The following is a 24,450-nucleotide window of genomic DNA, read 5'->3' on the forward strand; positions in this document are numbered from 1 at the left end:
AAAACGCGTTCGAGTGAAGCGAGAGGCCGAGTGAAGTAAAGGATTGGGATTTCCGATTCAGTGTAAACCCGAACCACGAAAGGATCAGGCGTTGACGAGTGCCATGAAGATCAGGATTGCGACCGAGATGATCGCACCCCAAGTCGCCATGCGGATAAAGCCATCAAAGGTTTTTTCCTGCACGTGCGTATCCATGCTGCCCGGTTTGTGTTCGGCCATTTGAGCGTCCTTTCAGAGTTGTTGTTTTGCCAATAGCCGATTCAGGTCCGGCTGTCACGGGGCGTAGCGGGTTGCGGTGCAGAGAAAATGTCGCGCTTCAGGCCGAGGCATCGCCAGACTCGCCGCCCATCCAGCCGGTGGCTAAACGAAAGCCGATGCGGGTGGGTGGCGATTCTGGCGCCGATTTCGGCACGGCGCGCAGCAGGACGGAAAGCTGGCTGACATGCTGGATCAGTTGGGTCTTCATGCCGTCCTCATCGCGGCCATAAAAGGTCAGCAGATCAGGTTCAAAAAACCCCAAGCCTTCGATCTTCAGCACGCCCGCTTGTGATCCGGTAAAGCCCATCGCAATTTCCTGCTGGGCGTCAAGATGGCTTTCAAAGTTGCGGATATACAGGATGATCCGCTCGTAGGCCCATTCGGCGGGGCTTTTCTCGGCCAAGGGGCGGCGTTGCAGGGCGGCTGGCAGCGGTTGTTGCTCGGCGGTCAGCGGGGCTGCCGGATCGGCATGGATCGCATGGGCGCGCGGCAGGCCGGCGGCTTTGGCGACCGCGGCACTCAGGGCGGCTTCGGATTTTGGCTCAAGCTTGGGCATGGTGGCTCCTTACAGAGCCTGCCAAACCCAAGCCCCTCCGGTATTCAGAGAACGCGAAACCTGGGCCCGCTTCAAGAGATAGTTCAGATGCGCCACCGTCTCGACAAGGGCGAGGCCATGCTGGCTGCCGGTGATCTCGCGCTTGAACAGCGGCACGAAGCATTGTGCGGCGGTGTGCGGGGTGGCCAAATGGCCCAGCAACCGCGTCAGCGCGCTTTCGTGGTTCTCGGCCATCTGGATCAACCGGAACGGCAGGCCGATGAACGGCAGCTTATGCCCCGGCAGCACAAGGTGATCTGCCCTCGCATGGGGCGCAAAGCCGCGCGTGCTGTCCAGCCATTCGCCCAGCGGGTCCGCGTCGGGTTCTGTCGGGTAGACGCCGATATTGGCCGAGATACCGGGGAGAAGTTGATCACCGCCCAAAATCAGATGGTCATCCATGCTCCACAATGTCGCGTGATCGGGCGCATGGCCTTGACCCAAGCGCACCAACCAGCGCCGCCCGCCAGCGCTGATCACGTCACCCTCGGCAATGCGGGTGAAGCCTTGCGGCATCGCCTCGACCACATCGGCGAAGTTGAACGGGCGCTCGCTGGCCTTTTGCGCGCGCAAGGCGGCATCAACCCCGGCGCGCTGGTAATACAGCAGCGATTCCGGGGTGGTTTTCGCCTGCTCATCCAGCACCAACATCCGCGCATAAAGCCAGGCGGTGCGGGTGGTGATCAATTCCACCCCCTGCGCCTGAAACCAGCCGGCAAGGCCGATATGGTCGGGGTGATGATGCGTCACGATCAGACGCCGCACCGGCTTGCCCGCCAGCGGTCCTGCGATCAGCGCCGCCCAAATCGCCTTGGTTCGGCGGCTGGACATCCCGGTATCGACCAGCGTCCAGCCGTCGCGATCATCCAGCGCGTAGATGTTGACGTGATCCAGGGCCATCGGCAGCGGCAGACGCATCCACAAGATATGCGGTGCAATTTCAACCGCTTCGCCCTCGGCAGGCGGGGCGTCCCATGGGTGGTGGATGGCATTGCTCACGCGCTCAAAGCCTCAGGCGTCAGCGCATAAAGTCCGGCGGCCCCCTCGCGCAGCTGCGCCAGCAAAGGCGCGTATTCGGGCAGCAACCGCTTGATGGCAAACTGCGCAAGGGGCAGGCGGGTGGGATCGGCAAGCGCCGCTTTTAGGTGGAAATGCCCGCCCAACACACGGGCGAAGGCGCGCAAGCAAGGCACCGCACCGGCAAAGCGATCATTCTGGGCCATGGTATTCAGCGCTTCGGTCGCTTCGCGCAGGGCTTCCGCCGCGGTCCAGACTGCGCCCGCCAGATCAGGCAGGCTGGGCCGCGCGCTTTCTGCCGCCGCCTGCACCTCGTCAAACAACCGATATGCGGCCTCGCCATTGTCCATCATCTTGCGGGCGACCAGATCCATCGCTTGAATCCCATTGGTACCTTCATAAATTGCCGTCACCCGCACATCGCGCGAAAACTGCGCCGCCCCGGTTTCCTCGATAAACCCCATACCGCCATGCACCTGCACGCCCAGATGCGCCACCTCACAGCCGATATCGGTGCCATAAGCCTTGGCGATCGGCGTCAACAAGGCCGCCCGCGCCAGCCACTCTGCCGCACCCGTCGCACGCCCCATATCAATCGCCACCGCGCAAGCCAGACCAATGGCGCGGGCGCTGAACACCTCGGCCTTCATCTGCGCCAGCATCCGGCGCACATCGGCATGGTCGATGATCGCACCAGACCCCAGCGGCGTCTTGCCCTGCTTGCGCTCCATCGCATAAGCCAAAGCCTGCTGAAATGCTGCTTCGGCCACCGCCACGCCCTGCATCCCCACGCCCAACCGCGCGTTGTTCATCATGGTGAACATCGCGGCCATGCCCTTGTGCTTCTCGCCAACCAGCCAGCCCTGCGCCCCATCATACTGCATCACAGCGGTGGGCGAGCCGTGCAGGCCCAGCTTATGCTCCAGACTGACCACCTTCAGATCGTTGCGCGCACCCAGGGTGCCATCGGCATCCGGGATCAACTTGGGCACCATGAACAGGCTGATGCCCTTGGTGCCTTCCGGTCCATCCGACAGTCGGGCGAGCACCAGATGGCAGACATTGTCCGAGAAATCGTTATCGCCCCAAGTGATGTAAATCTTCTGCCCGGTGATCGCATAAGTGCCGTCGCCACGATCTTCCGCTTTCGTCCGCACCGCACCCACGTCTGATCCCGCCTGCGGTTCGGTCAGGTTCATCGTGCCGCACCATTCGCCCGACACCAGCTTGGGAATATACAGGGTTTTCAACGCATCCGAGGCGTGATGCTCTAGCGCCTCAATCTGGCCTTGCGTCATCAACGGGTTCAGTTGCAACGCAAGACAAGCCGAGCCCATCATGTCATTGACGCAAGTGGCCACCGAAATCGGCAGCCCCATGCCACCATATTCCGGGTTGGCCGCCATGCCAATCCAACCGCCCGTGGCAATAGCGCGGTAGCCTTCCGCAAAGCCCGGAGAGGTGCGCACCACGCCATTTTCCAGCCGTGCCGGGGTTTTGTCGCCTGCACGGTTCAGCGGCGCGAGGCTGGTTTCGCACAGCTTGCCCGCCTCGGCCAAAATCGCGGCCACCGTGTCAGCGCTGGCATCGGCGAAACGCTCCGTCGCCGCGACCTCAGCGAATCCGACCACATCCAGCAGAAAGGCAAATTCAGACAGCGGGGCGCGGTAGGGCATAGCAAACTCCGGGACAGGCGGCTTGGCAATGGAAGGGTGGGCGAGGGCAGATTGGGCGGGGGCAGGGTTGGCAAGGCCAGAGATCGGGCGTAAAGAACCGCCCAAGCGAAGAATATTCCTGCCACCCCGCGCATCAAGCCCTACGCTACGTCACAAAAGATGAACGAAACAGAAACCCTTACCGCCACGCCCGAAGGCCTTGCCCGCGCCGCTGCGATCCTCGCTGCGCAGGGGCTTGTCGCCTTTCCGACCGAGACGGTTTACGGCTTGGGCGGCGATGCGCGCTCCGATCTGGCGGTGGCGCGGATTTTTGACGCCAAGGGGCGGCCAAGGTTCAACCCTTTGATCGTGCATGTGCCGGATCTGGCGGCGGCGCGGACCTTTGCAATCCTTGATGCCCGCGCCGAAGCGGTGGCCGCGGCGTTCTGGCCCGGACCCTTGACGCTGGTTTTGCCGCTGCGGGCAGACGCGGGCCTGTCGCCACTGGTGACGGCAGAACTGAACACAGTTGCGATCCGCATCCCCGCGCATCCGGTGGCGCAAGCCTTGCTGCGGGCGTTTGGTGGGCCTCTGGCTGCACCTTCTGCCAATCCGTCAGGCCGGGTTTCCCCCACCCGTGCGGCGCATGTATTCGACGGTCTTTCAGGCCGGATTGACGCGGTGTTGGATGGCGGAACCTGTGCTGTAGGCGTGGAATCCACCATTCTCGGGTTGGTCGGAGAACCAGCACTTTTGCGTCCCGGTGGCATCGCGACCGAGGCTTTAGAGACCATGCTGGGCCCGCTTGCCAGCGGCGGCAATGCGGAAAAACCCAATGCCCCCGGCCAGTTGGCCTCGCACTATGCCCCAGGTGCTGCGGTGCGGCTGAACGCAGACACGCGCCTGCCCGGTGAGGTGCGCTTGGGCTTTGGGCCGGGTGATGCCGATCTGAACCTTTCTGCAAAGGCTGATCTGATCGAGGCCGCAGCGAACCTGTTCCATATGCTGCGCGAAGCCGATGCCTTGGCAGGTCAGGGCGGGCGCATTGCGATCGCCCGCATCCCGCAACAGGGTCTTGGCCGCGCGATCAATGATCGTTTGCGAAGGGCTGCGGCACCCCGAGGCTGACATTTTATCGCTTAGAGATAGAATAACCACAATATCTTGTGGAAAAGAGCCAAAAAATCTAGAAAAAACACAAGTCATTCCCAGCGGGGAAGAATCTGCAGGGTTTATAAAAGCGTCACGCGCGCAGGCGGCAACCCGTCAATCTGAACCTCGCAGGTCTGCCCGCGCGCAATCGGGCCGACCCCCGCGGGTGTTCCGGTGAAGATCAGATCGCCCGCCTTCAACGTAACCAAGCGCGACAGATGCGCGATAATGCCAGACACCGGCCAGATCATCTCGGCCAGATCGGCGTCTTGTGTCACGCGGCCATCGACCATACAGCGGACACGGCCCTTTGGTGCGCCTTGATCCGCAGGCCGCAACGCCCCGACCACCGCCGAATTGTCAAACCCCTTCGCCATATCCCAAGGTCTGCGCGCGGCTTTCGCCTCGGCTTGCAAATCGCGGCGGGTCAGATCGTTGCCCGCAGCATAACCCCAGATCAGTGCCAAAGCCTGATCCTCGGGCACAAAGCTGCCGCCTTTGCCCAAAGCGACCACCAGTTCGGCCTCATGATGCAGATCAGCGGTGGCGCTGGGGTAGGGGAGTGCGGCACCGGAATCCACCATCGCATCACCGGGTTTGGTGAAAAAGAACGGCGGTTCGGCACTGGGGTCATGTCCCATCTCGCGGGCATGTTCAGCATAGTTGCGCCCGACGCAGAAGATCCGCCGTACTGCAAAACGCGCGTTGCTGCCTGCCACTGCCACCGAAGGCACCACAGCAGGCGGCAGCACGAAATCCATCACGACCCCATCGTAAAGCAGGTCACGCCACGCGCTTGCAGGCGACGACAGGCCAGATCGGCCTCTTTTTGGCTAAGACCAAGGAAGTTTGCATCAAATCCGGCGCTTTTCTGCACGACTTTGCGCAGGGCATCGCCCAGCGTGGCGTTTTCCGACAGCAGGGTTTTCATCAGCACCCGATCCGCCTCGCCATAGCTGTTGAAGCGGCCGATATTGATGCCATAGCCTTTGCCGCCCGAGGTTGAAACATTGGTCACCACCTCCTCGGCGGCGGGTTGTTCGGTTTGGGCGACCACCACCGCTTCATCATAGATCGGGGCGTTGTGCTTGGGTTTGGCGGGCGCCGAGACCAGTTGCACCGATTGCGGATTGGCGGCTGTGGCTTTGATTGACAACTCTGCCGGGGCTTCAACAGCGGCGAGTTCCACCGCTTGGGCTTCCAGCGAGTCTGGTGCAGGTTCAGCCGTGGCTTCGGCCAAGGCACCTGCGATGTCATCGGCCATCGCATTGACCGCCTGATCTGCTGCCGCCATGCTGACCGCATCGCTGGGCTGAGCCACCGGACGCGCATTGGGGCGGGGTGATGACGACACCGCCATCACCAGCCTGATCGTCTTGGCCGGGCCACCGCCGCCTTCTTCTTCCATCTCGGTTCCAGACTCGGCACCGGTATCCGCCTGCGCCACCAATTCCTGATCGGCGCTATAGGCCGGGGCAACCGGCTGCTGCACGGCGCCGCCCTTCTGAGCCTTGCGGAAACCCAGATCGAGCAGTTCTGTCATCTTGGCATTGCGCATCGGGGTCGAAGTGCCGCCGAACACGGTGGCAATGATCCGCACGCCATCCCGTTCAGCCGAGGCGGTCAGGTTAAAGCCCGCAGGCCCGGTGTAGCCAGTCTTGATGCCATCGGCACCCTTGTAGCTGTCGAGGAATTTGCGGTTGGTGTTGGCCACTTTCGCCATGCCAGCATCAGTGCTGCGGCGCGAGAAGATGTTGTAATATTGCGGATAATCATAGAATAAATGCCGCCCCATGACCGTCATGTCATGCGCGGTGGAAAGATGGCCCTTCGCGGTCAGCCCGTTGGCATTTTTGAACGTCGAATTGTTCATTCCCAGCTGTTTGGCGGTGCGAGTCATCCGCGCGCCCCATTTTTCCGGCGTGCCCTCAAAATAATCACCAATCGCGGCAGCGGCGTCATTGGCCGATTTCACTGCAGCAGCACGGATCAGGTAACGCAACTGAATCTTCTGCCCTGCCTTCAGGCCCAAGCGCGACGGCGGCTGCGCGGCTGCATTTTTCGACACGGTGATCATCGTGTCGAGCGAGACATTGCCCGCCTCAATCTCGGAAAACGTGATGTACAGCGTCATCATTTTGGTCAGAGAGGCCGGATGCAACCGGGTGTCGGCGTTTTCAGAATACAGCGTCTCACCGGTGCGCGCGTCCATCACGAAGGCGGCGTAGGGGGCGGCCTTGGATTCTTGCGGGCCGGAACAAGCGGCCACAAGGCTAAGCGCTGCCAACAATAGAAAATGACGGACATACTGCCCAATATGGCATACTGCCGATTTGCTCATTTTTCTGCCTCGTTTGCCCCTCATTGATCGGGAGCTTTATTCTGCTTGTCAAAAAACTAGCATGACTGCTGATTCAGGAAAACCCCTCATTCTGAAAGCACTTCCGGGTTTTATAAACTGTGGTTTATGTGCCGAAATGGTGCCTTGCGCCCTAGGGCTTGTGGGAGTTTTGCAGATTCGCCACAAGATCGGGCAGGTCAGCAAGACTGCTCAGGCTGAAAAAACGCGCATCATCCGTGGGGGCATCGGCGTGTTCCAGCGCCCAGGTCAACCCATGCGGGATATGCACGCCGTAAGCCCCCGCAGTGATCGCGGGAATCACATCCGATTTCAGCGAGTTACCGACCATCAGCGCCTGATCCGCGCCAGTACCATGACGGGCGAAAATCGCCGAGTAGGTTTTTGCGGTCTTGTCTGACACGATCTCGACGCCGTGAAACAGATCACCAAGCCCCGATTGCGCCAGCTTGCGTTCCTGATCCAGCAGATCGCCCTTGGTGATCAAAACGACTCGGTGGCTGGCCGCCAAGGTCTTCACCGCCGCGCGCGCATGCGGCAAAAGTTCAATCGGATGCGCCAGCATCTCGCGCCCGGCTGCCATGATCTCGGCAATCACCAAAGACGGCACCCGGCCCTCTGTGACCTCAATCGCGGTCTCGATCATCGACAGGGTAAAGCCCTTCACGCCAAAGCCATACTGCCCCAGATTGCGCCGCTCGGCTGCCAAAAGCTGGCCATGCAGATGGTCCGCATCAACGTAATCGACCAGCAGCTGCGTGAAGCGATCCTGCGTAAGCCGAAAGAAACTTTCGTTCTGCCACAGCGTGTCATCGGCATCAAAACCTATCGTTGTCAGCATATTATCCCCCTGCGCGGGCATCATCCAAGTTGAGGGTCTTTTCGCAAGCCGGAAATGCGCTATATTAAATGAGCGAAGCCAAAATTGCGAATCTGCCAAACGGAGCCTATCCGCGTGAACCCCATTGCTGGCCTGACCGATCTGATGATGTCCGATGCGCCGAATGGCCCCGGCAATGATACCTCTATATTGACCAAAACCAAAAGCAAGACCCAGCGGCCTCCGCTGTATAAAGTCATGCTTTTGAACGACGATTACACACCGATGGAATTCGTCGTGCACATACTGGAGCGGTTTTTCGGCCTTAATCACGCGCAAAGCTTTGAGATCATGCTGGCGGTTCACAAGAAAGGTCTGGCAGTCGTCGGCGTGTTTTCCTATGAGATTGCCGAGACCAAAGTGGCGCAAGTGATGGATTTTGCCCGCCGCCACCAGCATCCGCTGCAATGCACGATGGAAAAAGAATAGACCTTTAGTCAGAACAGGCGGCTTTCATGCGCTCGGCCCGGTTGGAATTGGCGCTGCAAAGCGGCGCTTTTGTGTTGCCTGCTTCGGGCGATATTATGGTGCTGCGGCCCCGCGCGGGCGATGATTTGTCGTCGCTGCCGCAGACCCGCGTGGTGGTGAAAACCGGCTTCAAGCCCGATCACGATTATTTCGCAGCGCAAGGCTATCGCACCGAAGGTTCGGGCAGTGTCGCCATAGTCTGCGTGCCCCGGGCCAAGGCCGAAGCACGGGCTTTGATGGCCGAGGCTATCAGTGCGGATGTGATCGTGGTCGATGGCCAAAAGACCGATGGGGTCGAGGCGTTGCTAAAGGACTGCAAGGCGTTGGGCCTTGAGGTTGGCGACGCTTTGTCGAAAGCCCATGGCAAGCTGGCGGTGGTGAAACCGGCCCCGGCGTTGGCCGAATGGGCGGCGAAACCCTTGCAGGTTGAGGGTGGCTTCCAAACCCTGCCTGCGGTGTTCTCCGCCGATGGCCCTGATCGCGGCTCGGCCCTGCTGGCCGAAGCCTTGCCCGCCAAACTCGGCGCGCGGGTGGCTGATCTGGGTGCGGGGTGGGGTTATCTTTCCCGCGCCATTCTGACCCGTGAAGGCGTCAAAGAACTCGATCTGATCGAGGCCGAGGCCGAAGCTTTGACCTGTGCGAAGGTCAATATTCCCGACGCGCGTGCCAAGTTTCACTGGGCCGATGCGACCACCTTCAAGCCCGCGCGATTATGGGATTCTGTGGTGATGAACCCGCCGTTTCACATGGCCCGCGAAGTGGATACCGGGCTGGGCATGGCTTTTATCAAGGCAGCACAAAAGGGTCTAAGCCCTTCCGGCAGTCTATTTATGGTCGCCAATCGGCACCTTCCCTACGACAAGCTGCTGGTGACACTGTTCAAACAGGTTGAAGAAATCGGCGGCGACAAGGCGTTCCGGGTGACGCGCGCATCTTATCCAATCCGCACGCGGTAATTTCTGCTGGTGGCCTTGGCAACGCGCTGGGGGTTTCACACCCCCAGACCCCGGTGGGATACTTGAGCAGAGAGGATGACAATTTTAGTCAAATTGCCGCTGCCTACTCTGGATACTGCGCCTTGCAGGCTTTGATAGACGGAGCCGCAGCCTTGGCCTGCGCTGCGCGCTTGGCTTTCAGGCTATCGAGTTTGGCCGATTCCGCACCAAGGTCGATGGCTTTGGGGCGTTGCTCGGTATAGTCCACATCATCAAAGCACATGCTTGGACCCGCATCAGGTTTGCCAGGCTTGCCGCCACGAAAGCCGCATTGCCGCCAAACGGTGCGCGAAAGGGTAACGGTTTCATAGGCATAGCCATGCTGGATATTGCCCTCCGTCTCGGCAATCAACCGATCCACCACGCGCATGTCGCGGGTAGCTCCACTGATGCAGTTCTCTTGCGGCGTGCCGCAGGCCGACAAGATCAGCAGGGCGGGGATCAGGATACGTTTCATCGGCGACTCACAAATAGGATGCTGGCTTTACTATAGCCGTCCCAGTTTGATATGCCATAACAGCGGCTCAAAGCTGCGGAATATAAGCGAAAAGGGCGGGGCATGGCGGGGGATTTCAGCACGGAAAAGGCACAAGCCTCGGCTTGGTTTCGCAGATTGCGCGATCAGATTGTCGCGTCGTTTGAGGGGCTTGAGACAAGCCACGGCAAAGCTGCGCGCTTTGAGGTGACACCGACTGCCCGCGCCGATGGCGGTGGCGGGCTGATGTCGGTGCTGCGCGGCGGCGCGGTGTTTGAAAAGGTCGGCGTCAATGTCTCGGAAGTGCATGGCGTTTTGGGCGAGCGCGCACAAAAGGCGATGGCCGCGCGGGGTGTGCCGGGAATGGATACCGATCCCCGCTTTTGGGCGAGCGGGATTTCTTTGGTCGCCCACATGATCAATCCGCATTGCCCGGCGGTGCATATGAACACGCGGATGTTCTGGACCCCCCACGCTTGGTGGTTCGGCGGTGGTGCGGATTTGAACCCTTGTCTGGAATACCCCGAGGATACCGCGCATTTTCACGGCCAGATGCAGGCGGCTTGCGATGCGCATCACCCGGATTATTATGCGAAATTCAAGGCTTGGGCGGATGAGTATTTCTTCATCCCGCACCGGGGCCGGGCGCGCGGCGTGGGTGGGATTTTCTATGATGATCTGAACACTGGCGATTGGGCAGAGGATTTTGCTTTGACGCAGGACGTGGGCCGCGCCTTCCTGCCTGCCTTCGTGCCGCTGACCGAACGCCGCTTGCCCACGCCGTGGACCGAGGCTGACCGTGAGGCGCAGTTGATCCATCGCGGGCTTTATGCCGAATACAACCTTGTTTACGACCGTGGCACCAAATTTGGCCTCGAATCCGGCCATGATGCCAATGCAGTGCTGATGAGCCTGCCGCCGATTGCCAAATGGACCTAGGCTTGCAGACGTAGCAGCAGCCCAACACCCAGCACGATCACCGCCATGCCGATGGTCTGGCGGCGGCGGACGGGCTGTTTGAACGCATAGCGTGAAACGGCGGTGGCAAAGATCACCTCGACCAGCGCCAATGTGCGGACATTGGCGGCGGAGGTCAGCGCAAAGCCGATAAACCAGAACTGCGAGGCGAAGGCCCCAAGAAACCCTGCAAACAGTGAGCTGCGCCAGACCGAGAACGACGCGGCTAAAGCGCGGCGGTTGAACAGCGCCATCCAAATCACCAGCGTGGTGGTCTGGATCAGCAGGGTCAGCGCGAGGGTGGATGTCGCGCGGATCAGAAAGCCGCCACTTTCCAGATGCACGATGCCGCCGCGAAAGCCGATGGCCGATGCGCCAAACAACCCACCCGCCAGCAAGCCCAGAAGCGCGGGGCGGCCCAACTGCCAAACGGCGGTGCCGGGTTTGATCGACATCAGCATGACGCCTGCGCTGGCGATCACGATGGCAGACAGTACCGGCAGGCTGATAGGGTCGCGCAGGATCAGGGCGGCGGCAAGCGCCACGATGACAGGCTCGGTTTTCAGCCAAGCCGTTGTCACCGCAAAGCTTTGCGATTTCATCACCACCAGCATCAAACCGGTGGCGGTGATCTGCGCCAAAGCCCCGGCGAAGGTAAAGCCAAGGCTGGGCAGGTTGGGGATCGGAATGGCTTCGCCTGTGGCGAACGTGACCAGCGTCAAGAATAACAGCGCGAACGGCAGGCCGAACAGAAAGCGCACCTGCGTCGCGCCCACGGTGCCGATTTGCCGCGTCAGGCTGGATTGCATCGCATTGCGCGCGACTTGGCCGATGGAGCCTACCAGCGCTGCCAGCACCCAAAGACCGCTCACGCCCAAAGCCTGCTCATGGCTGGCTGGCGATCAGGCGGCCCAAACGCTTCATGCCCTCGTCAATCGCGGCCTCATCGCCGCAGGAGAACGACAGCCGCAGGGTGTTGCCATTGCTGCCATCGGCGAAGAACGCCCGACCGGGCACAAACGCCACACGCTCGGTTTGCAGCGATTGCGCCAGCAGGTCTGCGCCGTCCATCCGTTCTGGCAGGGTCAGCCAGATGAACATGCCACCCTCGGGCTTGGTCCATGACACACCCTCGGGCATCTCGCGGGTCAAGGCCTTCAGCAGATGGTCGCGGCGAGCTTGGTAGGTTTTGCGCAGTTTGGCCACGTGGGCGTCAAACTGGGTTGAGGCGACATGATGCGTCACGATCTGGTTGGTGGTCGCCGAGTGCAAATCAGCCGCCTGTTTCATCAACACAAGGCGGCTGATCACCTCCGAAGCACCACACACCCAGCCCACCCGTAGACCGGGCGCAAGCGATTTGGAGAAACTTCCGCAGTAGAGCGTGCGGCAATTTTCAATGTCGGCTTTGCGGGCGATTTCCAGTGCCAGAATCGGCGGAATCGCCTCGCCATCATAGCGCAGGGTTTGGTACGCGGCGTCTTCCACCACCGCGATGTTCATCTCATCGGCGAGATCAATCACCGCCTCGCGGGCCGACCGCGCAATGGTCTCGCCAGTCGGGTTGGCGAAATCGACCGAAAGGTAGGCGAATTTCACCCGACCGCCAGCGGCCGCGGCCTTGGCGGTAAAATCGGCGGCGGGGCGGTTGGTGTTGGGGTCCAAGCGGTCATAGGTGGGCTCGTAGGCGTTGAACGCGCCCAAAGCGCCGAGATAGGTCGGCCAGCCGACCAGCACGGTATCATTCGGTGAGATCATCAGTTTCGCCAGATAATCAAGCGCTTGCTGTGATCCCGAAGTGATCAGGACGTTATCAGCGGTGCAGGGCACGCCGATCTTGCCCATCTCGGCCACAATCCAATCGCGCAAAGGCTTATAGCCCTCGGACACCGAATATTGCAGGGCGGCCCCGGCCTTAGGCCCGGTCAAAGCGGCTGAGAACGCATCGCGGAAGGCTTCGGTGGGGAACAAAGCTGGGTCGGGGATGCCGCCCGCAAAAGAGATGATGTCGGGCTGATCCAGCAGCTTCAGAAGCTCACGAATTTCCGAGGCTTTCATCCGCGCATTGCGGGTTGCCAGAACACTATTCCACTCCACGACAGTCCTCCCAAACAGTTTGGCAGGACTTTTGCCTTGGGGCGGGGGTAAGTCAATATCTATGACCTAAAACGTGATTGGAAGGATGGACCGAGTCAGCGACGCAGGTGAGATGACCTCATTTGCCCATCCGTTGCCGCAGCAGACCCATCAACTCCCCGTCCCTCGGCAGTTTGTCGGCCTTGCCTTCTTCGGACAGGTAGTAAAACTGACCCGGAGTGACGGATTTGGGCAATTCGTAATCCATGCCCTCCCATTCATCCTCGCGGAAAGAATAGAAAGCCCAATGGCCGCCGCGCGCCTCGACCGCGTCCATCACGTCGGTCAGATAGGCGGCGCAATCGGGCCAGAGCCGCATGCAGCCGAATTCAGCAGCGACCACGCGGGTAGGGGGCAGGCCTTGCGCCGCTGCCCAGTCATAAGCGTGGTCGATATGGGCGGCGACGGCGGCTTTGTCCCAGACCTGTTTGCCCCCAGCATAATCGGTGGTCACGCCCGGATAGCGAAGCGGCACATCGCGTTTCATGTTGGGCGCACTGGTTGCGGCATAGGGTTCATACATGTGAAACGCATAAAGCACACGATCATCGGCCAGTTTCGCGGGCCAAGCAGCCAAAGCGCGCGGATTGGCATAGTAGCCGCCATCGACCATCACCGGCGTTACCGGATCAACCGCCCGGATCGCCGCGATCATGCGGGTATAAAGCGCGGGCAGATCGCGCGGGGTTCCGGCCTGGGTGGCTTGCCACGCCTGCAAATCCGGCATCGCTCCGTTTTCAGCAAGGCCCGTGGTCTTTTCCGGCGCGGGCTCATTCAGCAGATTGTAGCCCGCCACGGCGGGATGATCTTTCAATGCGGTGGCCAGATCGCCCCAGAACTGGACCGCTTGATCGCCGAAGGCCGGATCGGACCACAGCCGATCATCGAACGTGCCATCGTTCTGCTGCGTCCAGCGCGCGCCGGGCAGGCTAAGCGGCACGATCACCACTTTCAACCGGGCAGCGTGGGCGGCATCCAAAGTGGCGCGCAGGGTGGCGAGGTCTTCCGGCACGAGGCCCGTGTAATGGTTAGCATCGCCAATCAGGAAATCGCGGCCCGTGCCCTGCCACTTGCTAAAGGTCAGCCGCACCCATGTTGCCCCGGTATCGGCCAAGGCTTTGAAATAGGCTTCATCCTGCGGCTTGGCGTTGAAGCCGTTGGCGCCTTTCTGCGGGCTGTCCCAGAAGCTGATCAGATCAGCACTATAGGCAGCGGCGGGCAAAAATGCACAAAGCGCGGCGAGGCGCAGGGCGGGCAGAAGGGGCATTTGAGCGACTCCAAAATTCACATTGCGGTGTTTAGCCCAACGTGCAAGTAAGCGCCCCCTCAAAAAACGGGCTGGCCGGAACCGGGCGGATTTCTACTGCTGCCGCACGGTTTCCACCATCAGCGCCACATTCTCAGGATCGGCATCCGGCGTGATGCCGTGGCCGAGGTTGAAGATATGCGGCCCAGCTTGGAAGGCGGCTTTGACTCGGCGGGTGGCGTCGATCAACTCTTGCCCGCCCGTGACCATATGGCTGGGCGACAGATTGCCTTGCACGCAACCGCCGGGTTGCACATTTTCCGCCGCCCATTCCGGGCTGACCGAGTTGTCGATGGCGACACAATCCGCGCCAGTGGCTTGCGCAAAACCGATATAGCCAGCGGCCGCTTCCCGCGGAAAGGCGATGATCGGCAAACCGGGGTGCGTGGCCTTTAACGCGGCGATAATGCGAGCGGTGGGTTTCACGGCGAAATCGCTGAAATCCTGGCCTTTCAGCGACCCGGCCCATGAATCGAACAGCTTGACCACTTCCGCCCCAGCCTGCACCTGCATCGAGAGATAGTCGATGGTGGCTTCGGTGATCACATCAATCAGGGCGGCGAAGGTGGCGCGGTCGGTGGCTTTCAGGGCATGCGCAGGGCCTTGATCCTTGGTGCCGCGCCCGGCGATCATATAGGTCGCAACCGTCCACGGCGCACCTGCAAAGCCGATGAGTGTGGTCTGCGGCGGCAATTCACGCGCGAGAATACGGACGGTTTCGTAGATCGGTGCAAGGGTATCGTGGATGCTGTCTTTTGAGCGCAGCGCCCGCACCTCGGCCATCGTGGTTATGCTCGAAAGCCGGGGGCCTTCCCCGGTTTCAAACCACAACTCCGCCCCCAAGGCCTGCGGCAGCAGCAGAATGTCGGCAAACAGGATCGCGGCATCAAAGCCATAGCGGCGGATCGGTTGCAGCGTCACTTCGGCGGCCAAGTCCGAATTATAGCACAGCGACAGGAAATCCCCGGCCTGCGCCCGCGTCGCGCGGTATTCCGGCAGATAACGCCCGGCCTGCCGCATCATCCAGACGGGCGGGGTGGGCAGGGTTTCGCCCGCAAGGGCGCGCAGGATCAGTTTCGAGGTTTGATTGGTCATCGGGGGCCTCCGGTTGCGCCCTTGCGTCCCTTACCTGCGACGGCGTGTCAAGCGCACCTTCGCAGGCCACCTGTTGAAAGGCGCAAGTGTCGCGGCTAAGTCTGAGCTATGACATGTGCACTGCCCACCTCCGCACGGACTTTCAAAATCGGCACCCGTGGTTCTCCGTTGACCCTCTGGTAAGCACATGAGGTGCGCCGATCGCTGATGGCGGCGTTTGATCTGCCCTTGAGGCGTTTGAAATCGTGGTGATCAAGGCCACCGGTGATCTAGTGCAGGACCGCGCGCTGCAAGAGTTCGGCGGCAAGGGGCTGTTCACCCGCGAGATCGAGGAAGCTCTGGGTGCGGGTGAAATCGACATTGCAGTGCATTCGATGAAGGACATGCCGGTGTTGCAGCGGGAAGGCTTGCGCTTGGATTGCTATCTGCCGCGCGCAGATGTGCGGGATGGCTTTGTGTCACATGTGGCGCAGGGCGTGGCGGATTTGGCCCAAGGGGCGGTGGTCGGCTCATAGCCTGCGCCGCCGGCCACAACTCACGCATTGGCGGCCCGATCTGCAACTGGTCGAGTTTCGCGGCAACACGCATACCCGGATGCGCAAGCTGGGAGAAGGCATAGCGCAGGCGACGTTTTTGGCGATGGCCGGATTGGCGCGGCTGGGTATGGCGCAAGTGGCGCGGCCGATTGAGGTGGCGGACATGCTGCCAGTTGTCGCGCAAGGCGCGATTGGGGTGGAGCGTCGGGTTGATGATCCGCGCGCCGAAGCTATGCAGGCGGCGATTCATCATGCACCGACTGGGGTGCAACTGGCCGCCGAACGGGCGTTTCTGGCGCGGTTGGATGGCTCTTGTGAGACGCCGATTGCGGGGCTTGCGGTGCAAGACGGCCATCAGCTTTGGCTGCGCGGCGAGATTCTACGCCCGGATGGCAGCGGGGTGATCAAGGGCGAGGTGCGCGGGCCACAGGCCGATACGGCGGCTTTGGGCACAGGTTTGGCGGCTGACCTGCTAACGCAGGCGGGCGAGGGGTTCTTTGGCTGAGGCGTCGCGTGGGGGCGCACCCCCTGTGGGATATTTTCGCGTAAAGGATGACATTTTCAGATAAGATTCAGGCAAAAAAGCCGCTTTAAGGTCAGACTTTTTGCAGTTTCAGCTCAATTTGACCCGCAGCATCTGATAAGATAGCGGCGGCAGTTTGGCGCTCAAGGTGTCGCCGTCAATGCTGGCACCACTGGCCTTTTGCGGCGCAACTGCCATCGGGTTGACTGAGGTGTTGACCGCGCCCACGTCAGCATGGGTCATCACCTGATGGTCGATCACCTGCGCCGCGCCTGCGAAACCTTGCAGCGAGACCACCATGTCCAGCGCCTCGGTTGAGTGGCGGTTGACGGCGAAGAAGGTCAGTATGCCAGCTTCGGCATCATGCACGCCCGAGACATCGAGATAGGGCACATTCTCGGCCACTTCGGCGGCATAACCGGGGCTGCTGACCGCCAAATTCAGCGCCATGCCGCGCCCGAAGATTGAAGCAAAGTAATACGGATAATAGATGGTCTGCCGCCATGCCTTGCCCATCGGATCGGTCATGATCGGCGCGATAACGTTCACCAGTTGCGCAATACAGGCGATCTTCACCACGTTGGATTTGCGGATGAAGGTGTTCAGGATGCAACCAACTTGCAGCACGTCCTCGAAATTATAGATGTCTTCCAACAGCCGCGGCGCGTGCGGCCAACCCGCATTGCCCTGCAAAATCGCCTTGTCCTGCTCATTGGAATGATACCAGACGTTCCATTCGTCAAAGCTGATATAGACATCACGCTTCGAGCGTTTGTTCGCCTTCACCATCTTGATCGTCGATTCAATCGTGCTGATGTAGCGGTCGAGTTTTTCGTTCAGCGCCAGATAGTTGTCGGTATTCTTGGCGCGGTTTGCGAAATACATATGCAGGCTGATATAATCGACCGACTCGTAGGTATGCTCCAACACGATGCGTTCCCATTCGGGATAAGTCTTCATATCGGCGTTGGAGGAACCGCAAACGATCAACTCCAGCCCTTTATCAAAAGCGCGCAGGGTTTTGGCGACCTCATTGGCCAAGCGGCCATATTCATCGGCTGTCTTGTGACCGACTTGCCAAGGCCCGTCCATCTCATTGCCAAGGCACCACAGACGGCAGTTGAACGGTTCCTCCCGGCCATTCTTGGCGCGCAGATCGCCCCAGTGGCTGCCGGTCGGCCCGTTGACATATTCGACAAAGTTGCGCGCATCATCGAGGCCCCGTGAGCCGAGGTTGATCGCCAGCATCATCTGAGTGCCGACAGTATCGCACCAATCCTGAAACTCATGCACGCCCACCTGATTGGCGTCCGAGGTGTGCCATGCCAGATCCAGCCGCACCGGGCGCTGATCCTTCGGGCCGATGCCATCTTCCCAGTTATAGGCCGAGACGAAATTGCCGCCGGGATAGCGCACGAAGGGAATGTTCAGATCGCGCACCAGCTCTGCCACATCGCCGCGCATGCCATTGGCATCGGCGGTCGGGTGGTCGGGCTCGTAGATGCCCGTGTAGATCGCACGGCCAAGGTGTTCGAGGAAGGCCGAATAAATCCGGTCGTCGATCTGGGCGATGGTGAAGTCTTTGTGCGCGGTAACGCTGGCCTTCATAGAACCGTCCTCCCCGACGGGCCCCCGCAGGGGCGATATGAGTATCTTGTTTTAAGATATACATCAGGAAATCGGGTAGTTCGTCAAGCCCCCTTACGCCCTAGCGATGTGTGATCAACCGCATCACGATGTCTTGGTCGTAATTGCCAAAACCGCGCCCGAAGATATTCAGCCCGCCGGGATGGCGCGCATCGTCTTTCACCGCGATGCGCAGCCGGATCGAGCGATGCGCGCCCAAGTCGAGGTCTTTCAGTGACAGCGGCGACATCTTCCGCCCGTCGATATAACTGCCATCGCCGGTGACGCGCATCGATTTCAACATGCCATATTGGCTGCCTTTCAGCTTCCACCAACTCGGCGTGTAGACCCCGCGCTGGTCGCCGTAATCACCGGGCGAAGTCCAGGTGCCAACCTCGGTCTGATTGATCGAAAAGGTGATATCGCTGGGCCAGTCGGCAGCGGTGCCCGGCACCTCGGACGACAGCTCCATTGAAAATTCAACGGCATTCAACTGCCCATTCATCAGTTTGATATTGTTAGGAAACTGATACTCAACATAGCCGCGGGTGAACCAGATCAACCCCGCGCTCATCCGACCCGGATCAAGGAATGTGTCGGGCACATCCAGCAGGCCGATGATGCCGTCGCTGGAACATAAGCCGCAGGGCGCGGACACTTCGCAACTGGTGTACAGGCCCAGCGGCATTGCGACCTCAATCGTATCGGCGCCAGCGCTGGCCGGGTCTTTCTTGAACATTACCAAAACTTCATCAAACAGCGTATGGCAAACCTTCTGATTGCCCTTCTTGGCGCGCAGGGTTTCGGTGCGGATCAGCCCCGCATCCTCCAGCACTTGCACGTTGGCCGAGACCGAAGATTGCGGCATCGACAGCGCCGCGGCGATGGCATTGACGTTCTGCGGACCTTGATCATGCAGCAGTTTCAAGATGCTGACGCGCACCGCAGAGGCCAGCGCTTTCAGGGTTTCGATACCTTCAACCGGGTCGACGATCAGAAAATTGCGGCTCATACCGGTGGCCTTTCGCGAGATTGGCCATATGTATCAGCTTTTTTGGTCTGGTCAAACTTTCGGCCCAGCTACCGAGCCACGCAGGATCAGTTCGCAGTCGATCTTGATGCGGGCCGGGCTAAGCGGGCGGCCCAAAGCGGCGCGGTCCAGCAGTTCGGCCACCGCCCAGCGAGCCATTTCCTCGTGCGGCAGGATCATCGTGGTCAGCGGCGGGCGCAAGGTGGCCGCGATATCGTCGTTGTCAAAGCCGATCACCGAAACGTCCTCGGGCACGCGCAAGCCGCGTTCAGCCAAAGCCTCGTAGCAGCCCAAAGCAATGCGGTCGTTGAAACAGAAAATCGCGGTGGGGGGCTTCGGCAAATCCAGTAGATGCAGCGTCACCTCGCGACCCGAGGCGGCGGTCCAAGCCGGGCCCGCCAGCAACTCCGGCGCGAAGGCGATGTCATGCGAGGCCAGCGCGCGGCGGTAGCCAAGCACGCGATCCCGCGCAGCCTCCCCCCAGCTTTCGCCCGGGATATGCGCGATGCGGCTGTGCCCGGCATGGATCAGCGCCTCGGTTGCGGCATAGGCTCCGGTGACGTCGGCGGGCACAACCGAGACATAGCTGGCCCCCGCGGCATGGCAGTTCAGCAGGATCGCCGGCAGGTTGGCGAGTGCCGCAGGCGGCTGCACGGTGCGCGTCATCAGCGAGGTGTAAAGCACGCCGATCAGGGCGCTGCCCGCCAAAACCTCTAGCGCCGCAGCCTCGGTCTGCGCATCCCCCCCGGTGCAATAGATCGCCACCAGCGCGCCTTGACGGGCGGCTTCCAAGCGCGCGCCTTCGATGAATTGCGTGGCAAAAGGCGTGGCCATTACCTCGTCAATCAGCAGGCCGATCAGCTTCACATCGCTGGAGCGGGCAAGGCCGAGTTTGCGCAAATAGCCCATTTCATCAGCAATCGCGCGGACCTTTTCGCGGGTGTCTTCCGAGATGCGCGCGTTCTTCACCCCACCCAAAACCAGCGAAACCGTGGCCTGCGACACCCCGGCCCTTTGGGCGATATCACTCATCGTGGCGCGTTTGGTCATCACTTGGGTCCGCTGCTGTCTGAGATGCTTGTGACGAATCGGCTTGTTAGATGCCAGTGATAATATTATTAGTAAAATATTATCATGACGAAGAGGCAACTGTGACACAACGCGATCAGATCAGCTTGGACGGGGTTTGGCAGTTCTCGCATGAAGGCGGCGCTTGGCGTGAGGCGGTGGTGCCGGGGCCGTGGCAGGCGCAATTCGCCGATCTGCGGCACGCGTCGGGGCGTGCGGTGTATCGTCGCGAATTTGCCCGGTTTGATCTGACGGGGCAGATGGCGGTGCTGTGCTTTGGGGCCGTCAGCTATCTGGCCGAGGTTTGGTTGAACGGGCATTTGTTGGGGTCGCACGAGGGTGGATATCTGCCGTTTGAATTCGTGCTGACGGATGAAATGCTACAAGATAACAATCAGATAGAGGTGAGGGTTTCGGTGCCGGGCGATGCCGATACCGTCCCGGCTTTCGCCGAAATCCCACATGGCAAGCAAAGCTGGTATGGTCCGATTGGCGGCATCTGGCAGCAGGTCAGGCTGGAATTGCGCGCACCCGTGCATCTGCGGCATTGCGCGATCTCGGCGCAAGTCTCGGGCAGCGTAGCGGTTGTGTTGGAGGTGTCGGGGCAGGCTGCGGCGGGGCTTGAGGTGCTGGATGAAGCGGGCCGGGTGGTAGCCGAGGGCAGGCTTGTGGCTGGGGAAACCGAGGCGCAACTTCTGGTGACAAACCCGGCGCTGTGGTCGCCGGATCAGCCAAATCTTTATCATCTGCGGGTCAGCTTGGCCTGCGACACCACCCTGCACCGCTTTGGCTTTCGCAGCTTTGAAACGCGGGCGGGGCAGTTTTTCCTGAACGGTCAGCCCTATTACATGCGCGCGGCTTTGGATCAGGATTATTATCCCGAGGGCATCTGCACCCCGCCGTCGTTGGGGTTTCTGGAGGATCAGTTGCGCAAGGCCAAGGCGCTGGGGCTGAATATGCTGCGCTGTCACATCAAGGTGCCGGACCCGCGCTATTATGAAGTGGCGGATCGCTTGGGCATGTTGATCTGGACGGAAATCCCAAATGTTGGCCAGTTCACCGCAGGCTCGGCGCGGCGGATGCGTGAGACGATGGAGGGGATTTTGCAACGCGACGGCAACGCGCCCTGTATCGTGATCTGGACACTGATCAACGAAGATTGGGGCACCCGGCTCTGTGAAGATCCGGCGCATCGGGCTTGGCTGGCAGCAGAATATGACTGGTTAAAGCAGCGCGATCCGTCACGGCTGGTGGTCGACAACTCACCCTGCCACGGCAATTTCCATGTGAAAACTGATATCAATGATTTCCATTATTACCGCTCGGTGCCAGAGCGCCGCCGCGAATGGGATGCGCTGACTGCCGAGTTCGCGGCGGGCGCGGATTGGACCTACACACCGTTCAGTGATGGCCAGCGCAGCGGGTCCGAGCCGCTGGTGGTATCAGAGTTTGGCGTCTGGGGGCTGCCCGACCCGGCGCAGGTGCAGTTGGGTGGGGCCGAACCATGGTGGATGGAAACCGGCGGCGCTTGGGGGGAGGGTACGGCCTATCCGCATGGCGTCGAAAACCGTTTTGACGCCCTGCGGCTTGCGACAGTGTTCGGCGATTTCAACCGCTTTGTTCAAGCTGCGCAGTGGTATCAATTCGCCAATCTGAAGTATCAGATCGAGGTGATGCGGTCTTGGCCGCAGATCACCGGCTATGTGATCACCGAATTTACCGATGTGCATTGGGAGTCTAATGGACTTCTGGATATGAACCGCAACCCCAGGGTGTTTCACGACCGATTCCCACAAATTAACGCTGATTTGGTGATCGTGCCAAAGGTCACGCATTATGCGGGTCGGGTGGGAGAGGCGTTCCTGTTCGGCTTGGCACTTGCGACGGGGGGGAAGGCAGTGAACGGTGCGGCGCTGCGCTGGCGGGCCGAGGCGCAGAGCGGCGAGATCTCTGTCTCGGGGCAAGCGCATCAGGTGGTGGAACTGGGGCAGATCGGTTTGCAGATCGCAGCGGGGGCCAACCGTATGCTGCTGGTGGAATTTGTGCTGGAAAGCGCTGGGGTAGAACTTGCGCGCAACCAGATTGAGATAGCGGTTTATAATAAGCCGACGGCGAAGGGCTTGCCGAAGATCGCGACCACGGACGCGGCTTTTGCGGCGCATTGTGCGGCGCTGGGTTGTATGGTGGTGGATGCAGAGTCGGCAGATGTGACGGTGGTGCGGGCGCTGGATGCAGCCGATATCGCCCGGATGCAGGCTGGTGCGCGCTATCTGTTGGTGGCAGGTGAACATCCTGATGCGAATGGGAAAATCCGCCTTGATCCACCTCGGCGGGAGCAACCGTTCATCCCGATTATCGATGAAGTTCCGGGGCTTCCCGGCAGCATAGAGGGTCAGTTGCCGAACATGGTGCTGCACGCAAGGCATGGCTCGATGTGGCGAGGCGATTGGATTGCGGGTTTTTCGTGGATCAGGCGTGACGGGGTGTTTGCCGATATGCCGGGTGGGCCTTTGGTCGATCTGTCGCTGGATAGGGTGATCCCGCATCATGTGCTGACCGGCTTTCGCGCTTGGGAATATGGCGGCCCGGTTCATGCTGGCATCGTAGTTGGCTGGGCGCATAAACCCGCCGCCCTGATCGCAGAGCGCCGGATCGGGCGCGGCGGTTTGGTCGCCACCACTTTCCGCCTGACCAATGATGCGCCGGGGGTTGATCCGGTGGCGCAATACCTGCTGGAGGCGCTGATCGGCTTGGCGGCGCAAACGGCGACGGATCGGCAACGAGTATCCCATGAAATGAGTATCCCCTGAATAGATATATATCGGAAAAGATGGTTGACACGTCCGCGCCAGCATCCCTAATCTTGGGTTGAACGAGGAGCCGGGTTTGCGTGCGAGGAGGCGCGCGGCCCAAATCATCTTCCCGTGACAGTTTGCCCCGCGGCGCCAGCGGGATGCGACAAGGGCTAACGGCGCAGGGGCGATATGCCCCACTACGCAGGGAGGAAAATGCGATGAAGAAGCTTTTGAGTGCGGTTGCCGTGTCTGCCATGATGTTGGCGCAAGCGGCGATGGCGAAGGAAACCGTGGTCTGGTGGGATTTCCTCAGCGGCGGCGACGGGGCGCGGATGAAGACGCTGATCGACAAGTTCAACTCTGAACATGCCGACAGCATCGAAATTCAGTCCACCACGCTGGAATGGGGCGTGCCGTTTTACACCAAAGTGCAAACTGCCGCTGCGGTCGGCGAAGGCCCCGATGTGATGACCTATCATCTGTCGCGGCTGCCGTTGGGCGTCTCGACGGGCACTTTGTCCGAGATTACGGCGGAAGATCTGGCCTCGGTCGGGTTGAAGGCCGAAGACTATGCCGCGGCGAACTTTCAAGCAGCACAGGTTGATGGCAAGCTTTACGCGGTGCCTTTCGATATGCACGCCGCGGTGCTGTATTATAACAAGGATATGCTGGCCAAAGCCGGGTTGATCGGCACGGATGGGCTGCCAACCGGGCTGGATGGCATCGACAACTTCACCGCCGCGCTGAAAAAGCTGCAAGAGGGCGGCGCGGAATACGGCATCTCGATCCACGATGGCGCGGGCGACTCGCTGTGGCGGATTTTCTATTCGCTGTTTGGTCAGCAGGACGGAAAATTCCTGACCGACGAGAATTTCTTGGCCGGGGACAACCTCGACAAAGCGGTGAAGGCCACCGAAGTGATTCAGAACTGGGTGAAAGACGGCTATGCCCCAGCCTCGATCAAATACCCGGCCTCCATCGCGCTGTTCACTGGTGGCAAAGCGGCGATGCACATCAATGGTGTCTGGGAAGTGCCGACGATGACCGACCTGAAGGACAAGGGTGAGTTGTTTGAATGGGGTGCGATCCAACTGCCGACGTTCTTTGATCACCCCGCGACTTGGGCCGACAGCCACGCCTTTGCCATCCCGAACAACGTCGGCAAAGCGATGACGCCCGAGAAGAAAAAGGCCGTGCTGGAAGTGATCGCATGGATGAACAAGAACTCGACTTTCTGGGCAACTGCTGGCCATCTGCCCGCCTATAGCCCGGCGCGGGACACTGACGAGTTCCGCAACATGCAGCCGAATGCCACCTATGCCAAACTGGCCAATACCGCGATCTTTGATCCGTCTTCGGTTCTGGCGGGTGTGGCCTCGCCTGTCTACGATGCAGCAGGCAACTTCCTGATGCCTGCGGTGAATGGCGAGATGACCGCGCAAGAAGCCATGGAAGCCATGCGTGACGATTTGAACGGTCAGGCCGAATAGCCCACTGACCTATCGGCTCTGCTGGCGTAACCTC

Annotated in this window: 21 protein-coding genes and 1 pseudogene; 7 read left to right on the forward strand and 15 right to left on the reverse strand. The window is 60.5% G+C overall.

The window, feature by feature from the left end; all coding sequences use genetic code 11:
• Nucleotides 1-84: 84 nt before the first annotated feature.
• From ACP7AP_RS06685 to ACP7AP_RS06700, 4 genes are all read right to left on the reverse strand, one after another.
• Nucleotides 85-219, reverse strand: coding sequence for an aa3-type cytochrome c oxidase subunit IV (locus ACP7AP_RS06685; RefSeq protein WP_426033424.1), 135 nt, complete (start codon nucleotides 217-219; stop codon nucleotides 85-87).
• Between the two features lie 97 nt (nucleotides 220-316).
• The gene (locus ACP7AP_RS06690; RefSeq protein ID WP_426033425.1) at nucleotides 317-814 is read right to left on the reverse strand and encodes a DUF6173 family protein; all 498 of its coding nucleotides are present in this window, start codon (nucleotides 812-814) and stop codon (nucleotides 317-319) included.
• A 9-nt stretch (nucleotides 815-823) separates the two neighbouring features.
• Nucleotides 824-1,852, reverse strand: coding sequence for an MBL fold metallo-hydrolase (locus tag ACP7AP_RS06695; protein WP_426033426.1), 1,029 nt, complete (start codon nucleotides 1,850-1,852; stop codon nucleotides 824-826).
• The gene (locus tag ACP7AP_RS06700; protein ID WP_426033427.1) at nucleotides 1,849-3,546 is read right to left on the reverse strand and encodes an acyl-CoA dehydrogenase; all 1,698 of its coding nucleotides are present in this window, start codon (nucleotides 3,544-3,546) and stop codon (nucleotides 1,849-1,851) included. Before ACP7AP_RS06700 ends, ACP7AP_RS06695 begins: the two co-directional genes overlap by 4 nt.
• Nucleotides 3,547-3,705: 159 nt before the next feature.
• Here ACP7AP_RS06700 and ACP7AP_RS06705 point away from each other — a divergent pair, with 159 nt between their 5' ends.
• Nucleotides 3,706-4,653, forward strand: a complete 948-nt coding sequence (locus ACP7AP_RS06705) for an L-threonylcarbamoyladenylate synthase (RefSeq protein WP_426033428.1) — start codon at nucleotides 3,706-3,708, stop codon at nucleotides 4,651-4,653.
• 104 nt (nucleotides 4,654-4,757) lie between these two features.
• Here the strand turns inward: ACP7AP_RS06705 and ACP7AP_RS06710 are convergent, their stop codons facing one another.
• The 3 genes from ACP7AP_RS06710 to ACP7AP_RS06720 all read right to left on the reverse strand — a co-directional run bounded on the left by ACP7AP_RS06710 (nucleotide 4,758) and on the right by ACP7AP_RS06720 (nucleotide 7,877).
• Nucleotides 4,758-5,438 (reverse strand): fumarylacetoacetate hydrolase family protein, encoded by a 681-nt coding sequence (locus tag ACP7AP_RS06710; protein WP_426033429.1) that lies wholly within the window; start codon nucleotides 5,436-5,438, stop codon nucleotides 4,758-4,760.
• Complete coding sequence (locus ACP7AP_RS06715) at nucleotides 5,438-7,018, reverse strand: serine hydrolase (protein ID WP_426033430.1); 1,581 nt, start codon at nucleotides 7,016-7,018, stop codon at nucleotides 5,438-5,440. The genes ACP7AP_RS06710 and ACP7AP_RS06715 overlap by 1 nt, the downstream gene beginning before the upstream one ends.
• Nucleotides 7,019-7,169: 151 nt before the next feature.
• Nucleotides 7,170-7,877 (reverse strand): HAD family hydrolase, encoded by a 708-nt coding sequence (locus ACP7AP_RS06720; protein ID WP_426033431.1) that lies wholly within the window; start codon nucleotides 7,875-7,877, stop codon nucleotides 7,170-7,172.
• A gap of 147 nt (nucleotides 7,878-8,024) precedes the next feature.
• Between ACP7AP_RS06720 and clpS the strand changes: the two genes are divergently transcribed.
• Both clpS and ACP7AP_RS06730 read left to right on the forward strand, forming a co-directional pair.
• Complete coding sequence (clpS, locus tag ACP7AP_RS06725) at nucleotides 8,025-8,345, forward strand: ATP-dependent Clp protease adapter ClpS (RefSeq protein WP_426033465.1); 321 nt, start codon at nucleotides 8,025-8,027, stop codon at nucleotides 8,343-8,345.
• 26 nt (nucleotides 8,346-8,371) lie between these two features.
• Complete coding sequence (locus tag ACP7AP_RS06730) at nucleotides 8,372-9,340, forward strand: class I SAM-dependent methyltransferase (RefSeq protein WP_426033432.1); 969 nt, start codon at nucleotides 8,372-8,374, stop codon at nucleotides 9,338-9,340.
• A gap of 103 nt (nucleotides 9,341-9,443) precedes the next feature.
• Here the strand turns inward: ACP7AP_RS06730 and ACP7AP_RS06735 are convergent, their stop codons facing one another.
• Complete coding sequence (locus ACP7AP_RS06735) at nucleotides 9,444-9,836, reverse strand: hypothetical protein (RefSeq protein WP_426033433.1); 393 nt, start codon at nucleotides 9,834-9,836, stop codon at nucleotides 9,444-9,446.
• A gap of 102 nt (nucleotides 9,837-9,938) precedes the next feature.
• Here ACP7AP_RS06735 and hemF point away from each other — a divergent pair, with 102 nt between their 5' ends.
• Nucleotides 9,939-10,793, forward strand: coding sequence for an oxygen-dependent coproporphyrinogen oxidase (gene hemF / locus ACP7AP_RS06740; RefSeq protein ID WP_426033434.1), 855 nt, complete (start codon nucleotides 9,939-9,941; stop codon nucleotides 10,791-10,793).
• Here hemF and ACP7AP_RS06745 read toward each other — a convergent pair.
• The 4 genes from ACP7AP_RS06745 to hemE form a co-directional block, all read right to left on the reverse strand.
• A complete protein-coding gene (locus ACP7AP_RS06745; protein WP_426033435.1) occupies nucleotides 10,790-11,683 on the reverse strand; it encodes an EamA family transporter in 894 nt (297 codons plus the stop codon). The two genes, hemF and ACP7AP_RS06745, sit on opposite strands and share 4 nt — an antisense overlap.
• A gap of 13 nt (nucleotides 11,684-11,696) precedes the next feature.
• Nucleotides 11,697-12,908 (reverse strand): PLP-dependent aminotransferase family protein, encoded by a 1,212-nt coding sequence (locus ACP7AP_RS06750; protein ID WP_426033436.1) that lies wholly within the window; start codon nucleotides 12,906-12,908, stop codon nucleotides 11,697-11,699.
• A 118-nt stretch (nucleotides 12,909-13,026) separates the two neighbouring features.
• A complete protein-coding gene (locus ACP7AP_RS06755) occupies nucleotides 13,027-14,214 on the reverse strand; it encodes a glycoside hydrolase family 5 protein (RefSeq protein WP_426033437.1) in 1,188 nt (395 codons plus the stop codon).
• Nucleotides 14,215-14,307: 93 nt separating this feature from the next.
• Nucleotides 14,308-15,348 carry a uroporphyrinogen decarboxylase gene (gene hemE, locus ACP7AP_RS06760; RefSeq protein WP_426033438.1) on the reverse strand — a complete coding sequence of 347 codons (1,041 nt, stop codon included), beginning with the start codon at nucleotides 15,346-15,348 and terminating at the stop codon, nucleotides 14,308-14,310.
• Nucleotides 15,349-15,555: 207 nt separating this feature from the next.
• Between hemE and hemC the strand changes: the two are divergent.
• A pseudogene (gene hemC, locus ACP7AP_RS06765) lies at nucleotides 15,556-16,389 on the forward strand (hydroxymethylbilane synthase).
• A 108-nt stretch (nucleotides 16,390-16,497) separates the two neighbouring features.
• On the opposite strand, the gene ACP7AP_RS06770 reads toward hemC, so the two are convergent.
• From ACP7AP_RS06770 to ACP7AP_RS06780, 3 genes are all read right to left on the reverse strand, one after another.
• Nucleotides 16,498-18,015, reverse strand: a complete 1,518-nt coding sequence (locus ACP7AP_RS06770) for an alpha-N-arabinofuranosidase (RefSeq protein WP_426033439.1) — start codon at nucleotides 18,013-18,015, stop codon at nucleotides 16,498-16,500.
• A gap of 100 nt (nucleotides 18,016-18,115) precedes the next feature.
• The gene (locus tag ACP7AP_RS06775) at nucleotides 18,116-19,045 is read right to left on the reverse strand and encodes an ArsR/SmtB family transcription factor (RefSeq protein ID WP_426033440.1); all 930 of its coding nucleotides are present in this window, start codon (nucleotides 19,043-19,045) and stop codon (nucleotides 18,116-18,118) included.
• A gap of 51 nt (nucleotides 19,046-19,096) precedes the next feature.
• On the reverse strand, nucleotides 19,097-20,113 hold the full coding sequence (locus ACP7AP_RS06780) for a LacI family DNA-binding transcriptional regulator (protein WP_426033441.1): 1,017 nt from the start codon (nucleotides 20,111-20,113) through the stop codon (nucleotides 19,097-19,099).
• 101 nt (nucleotides 20,114-20,214) lie between these two features.
• On the opposite strand from ACP7AP_RS06780, the gene ACP7AP_RS06785 reads away from it, so the two are divergent.
• Both ACP7AP_RS06785 and ACP7AP_RS06790 read left to right on the forward strand, forming a co-directional pair.
• Nucleotides 20,215-22,941, forward strand: a complete 2,727-nt coding sequence (locus ACP7AP_RS06785; protein WP_426033442.1) for a glycoside hydrolase family 2 protein — start codon at nucleotides 20,215-20,217, stop codon at nucleotides 22,939-22,941.
• Between the two features lie 203 nt (nucleotides 22,942-23,144).
• Entirely contained in the window at nucleotides 23,145-24,416 is a 1,272-nt protein-coding gene (locus ACP7AP_RS06790; protein WP_426033443.1) for an extracellular solute-binding protein, read from the forward strand.
• Nucleotides 24,417-24,450 lie beyond the last annotated feature (34 nt).

This window comes from Cypionkella sp. TWP1-2-1b2 (assembly GCF_049896245.1).
Classification (GTDB): Bacteria; Pseudomonadota; Alphaproteobacteria; order Rhodobacterales; family Rhodobacteraceae; genus Cypionkella.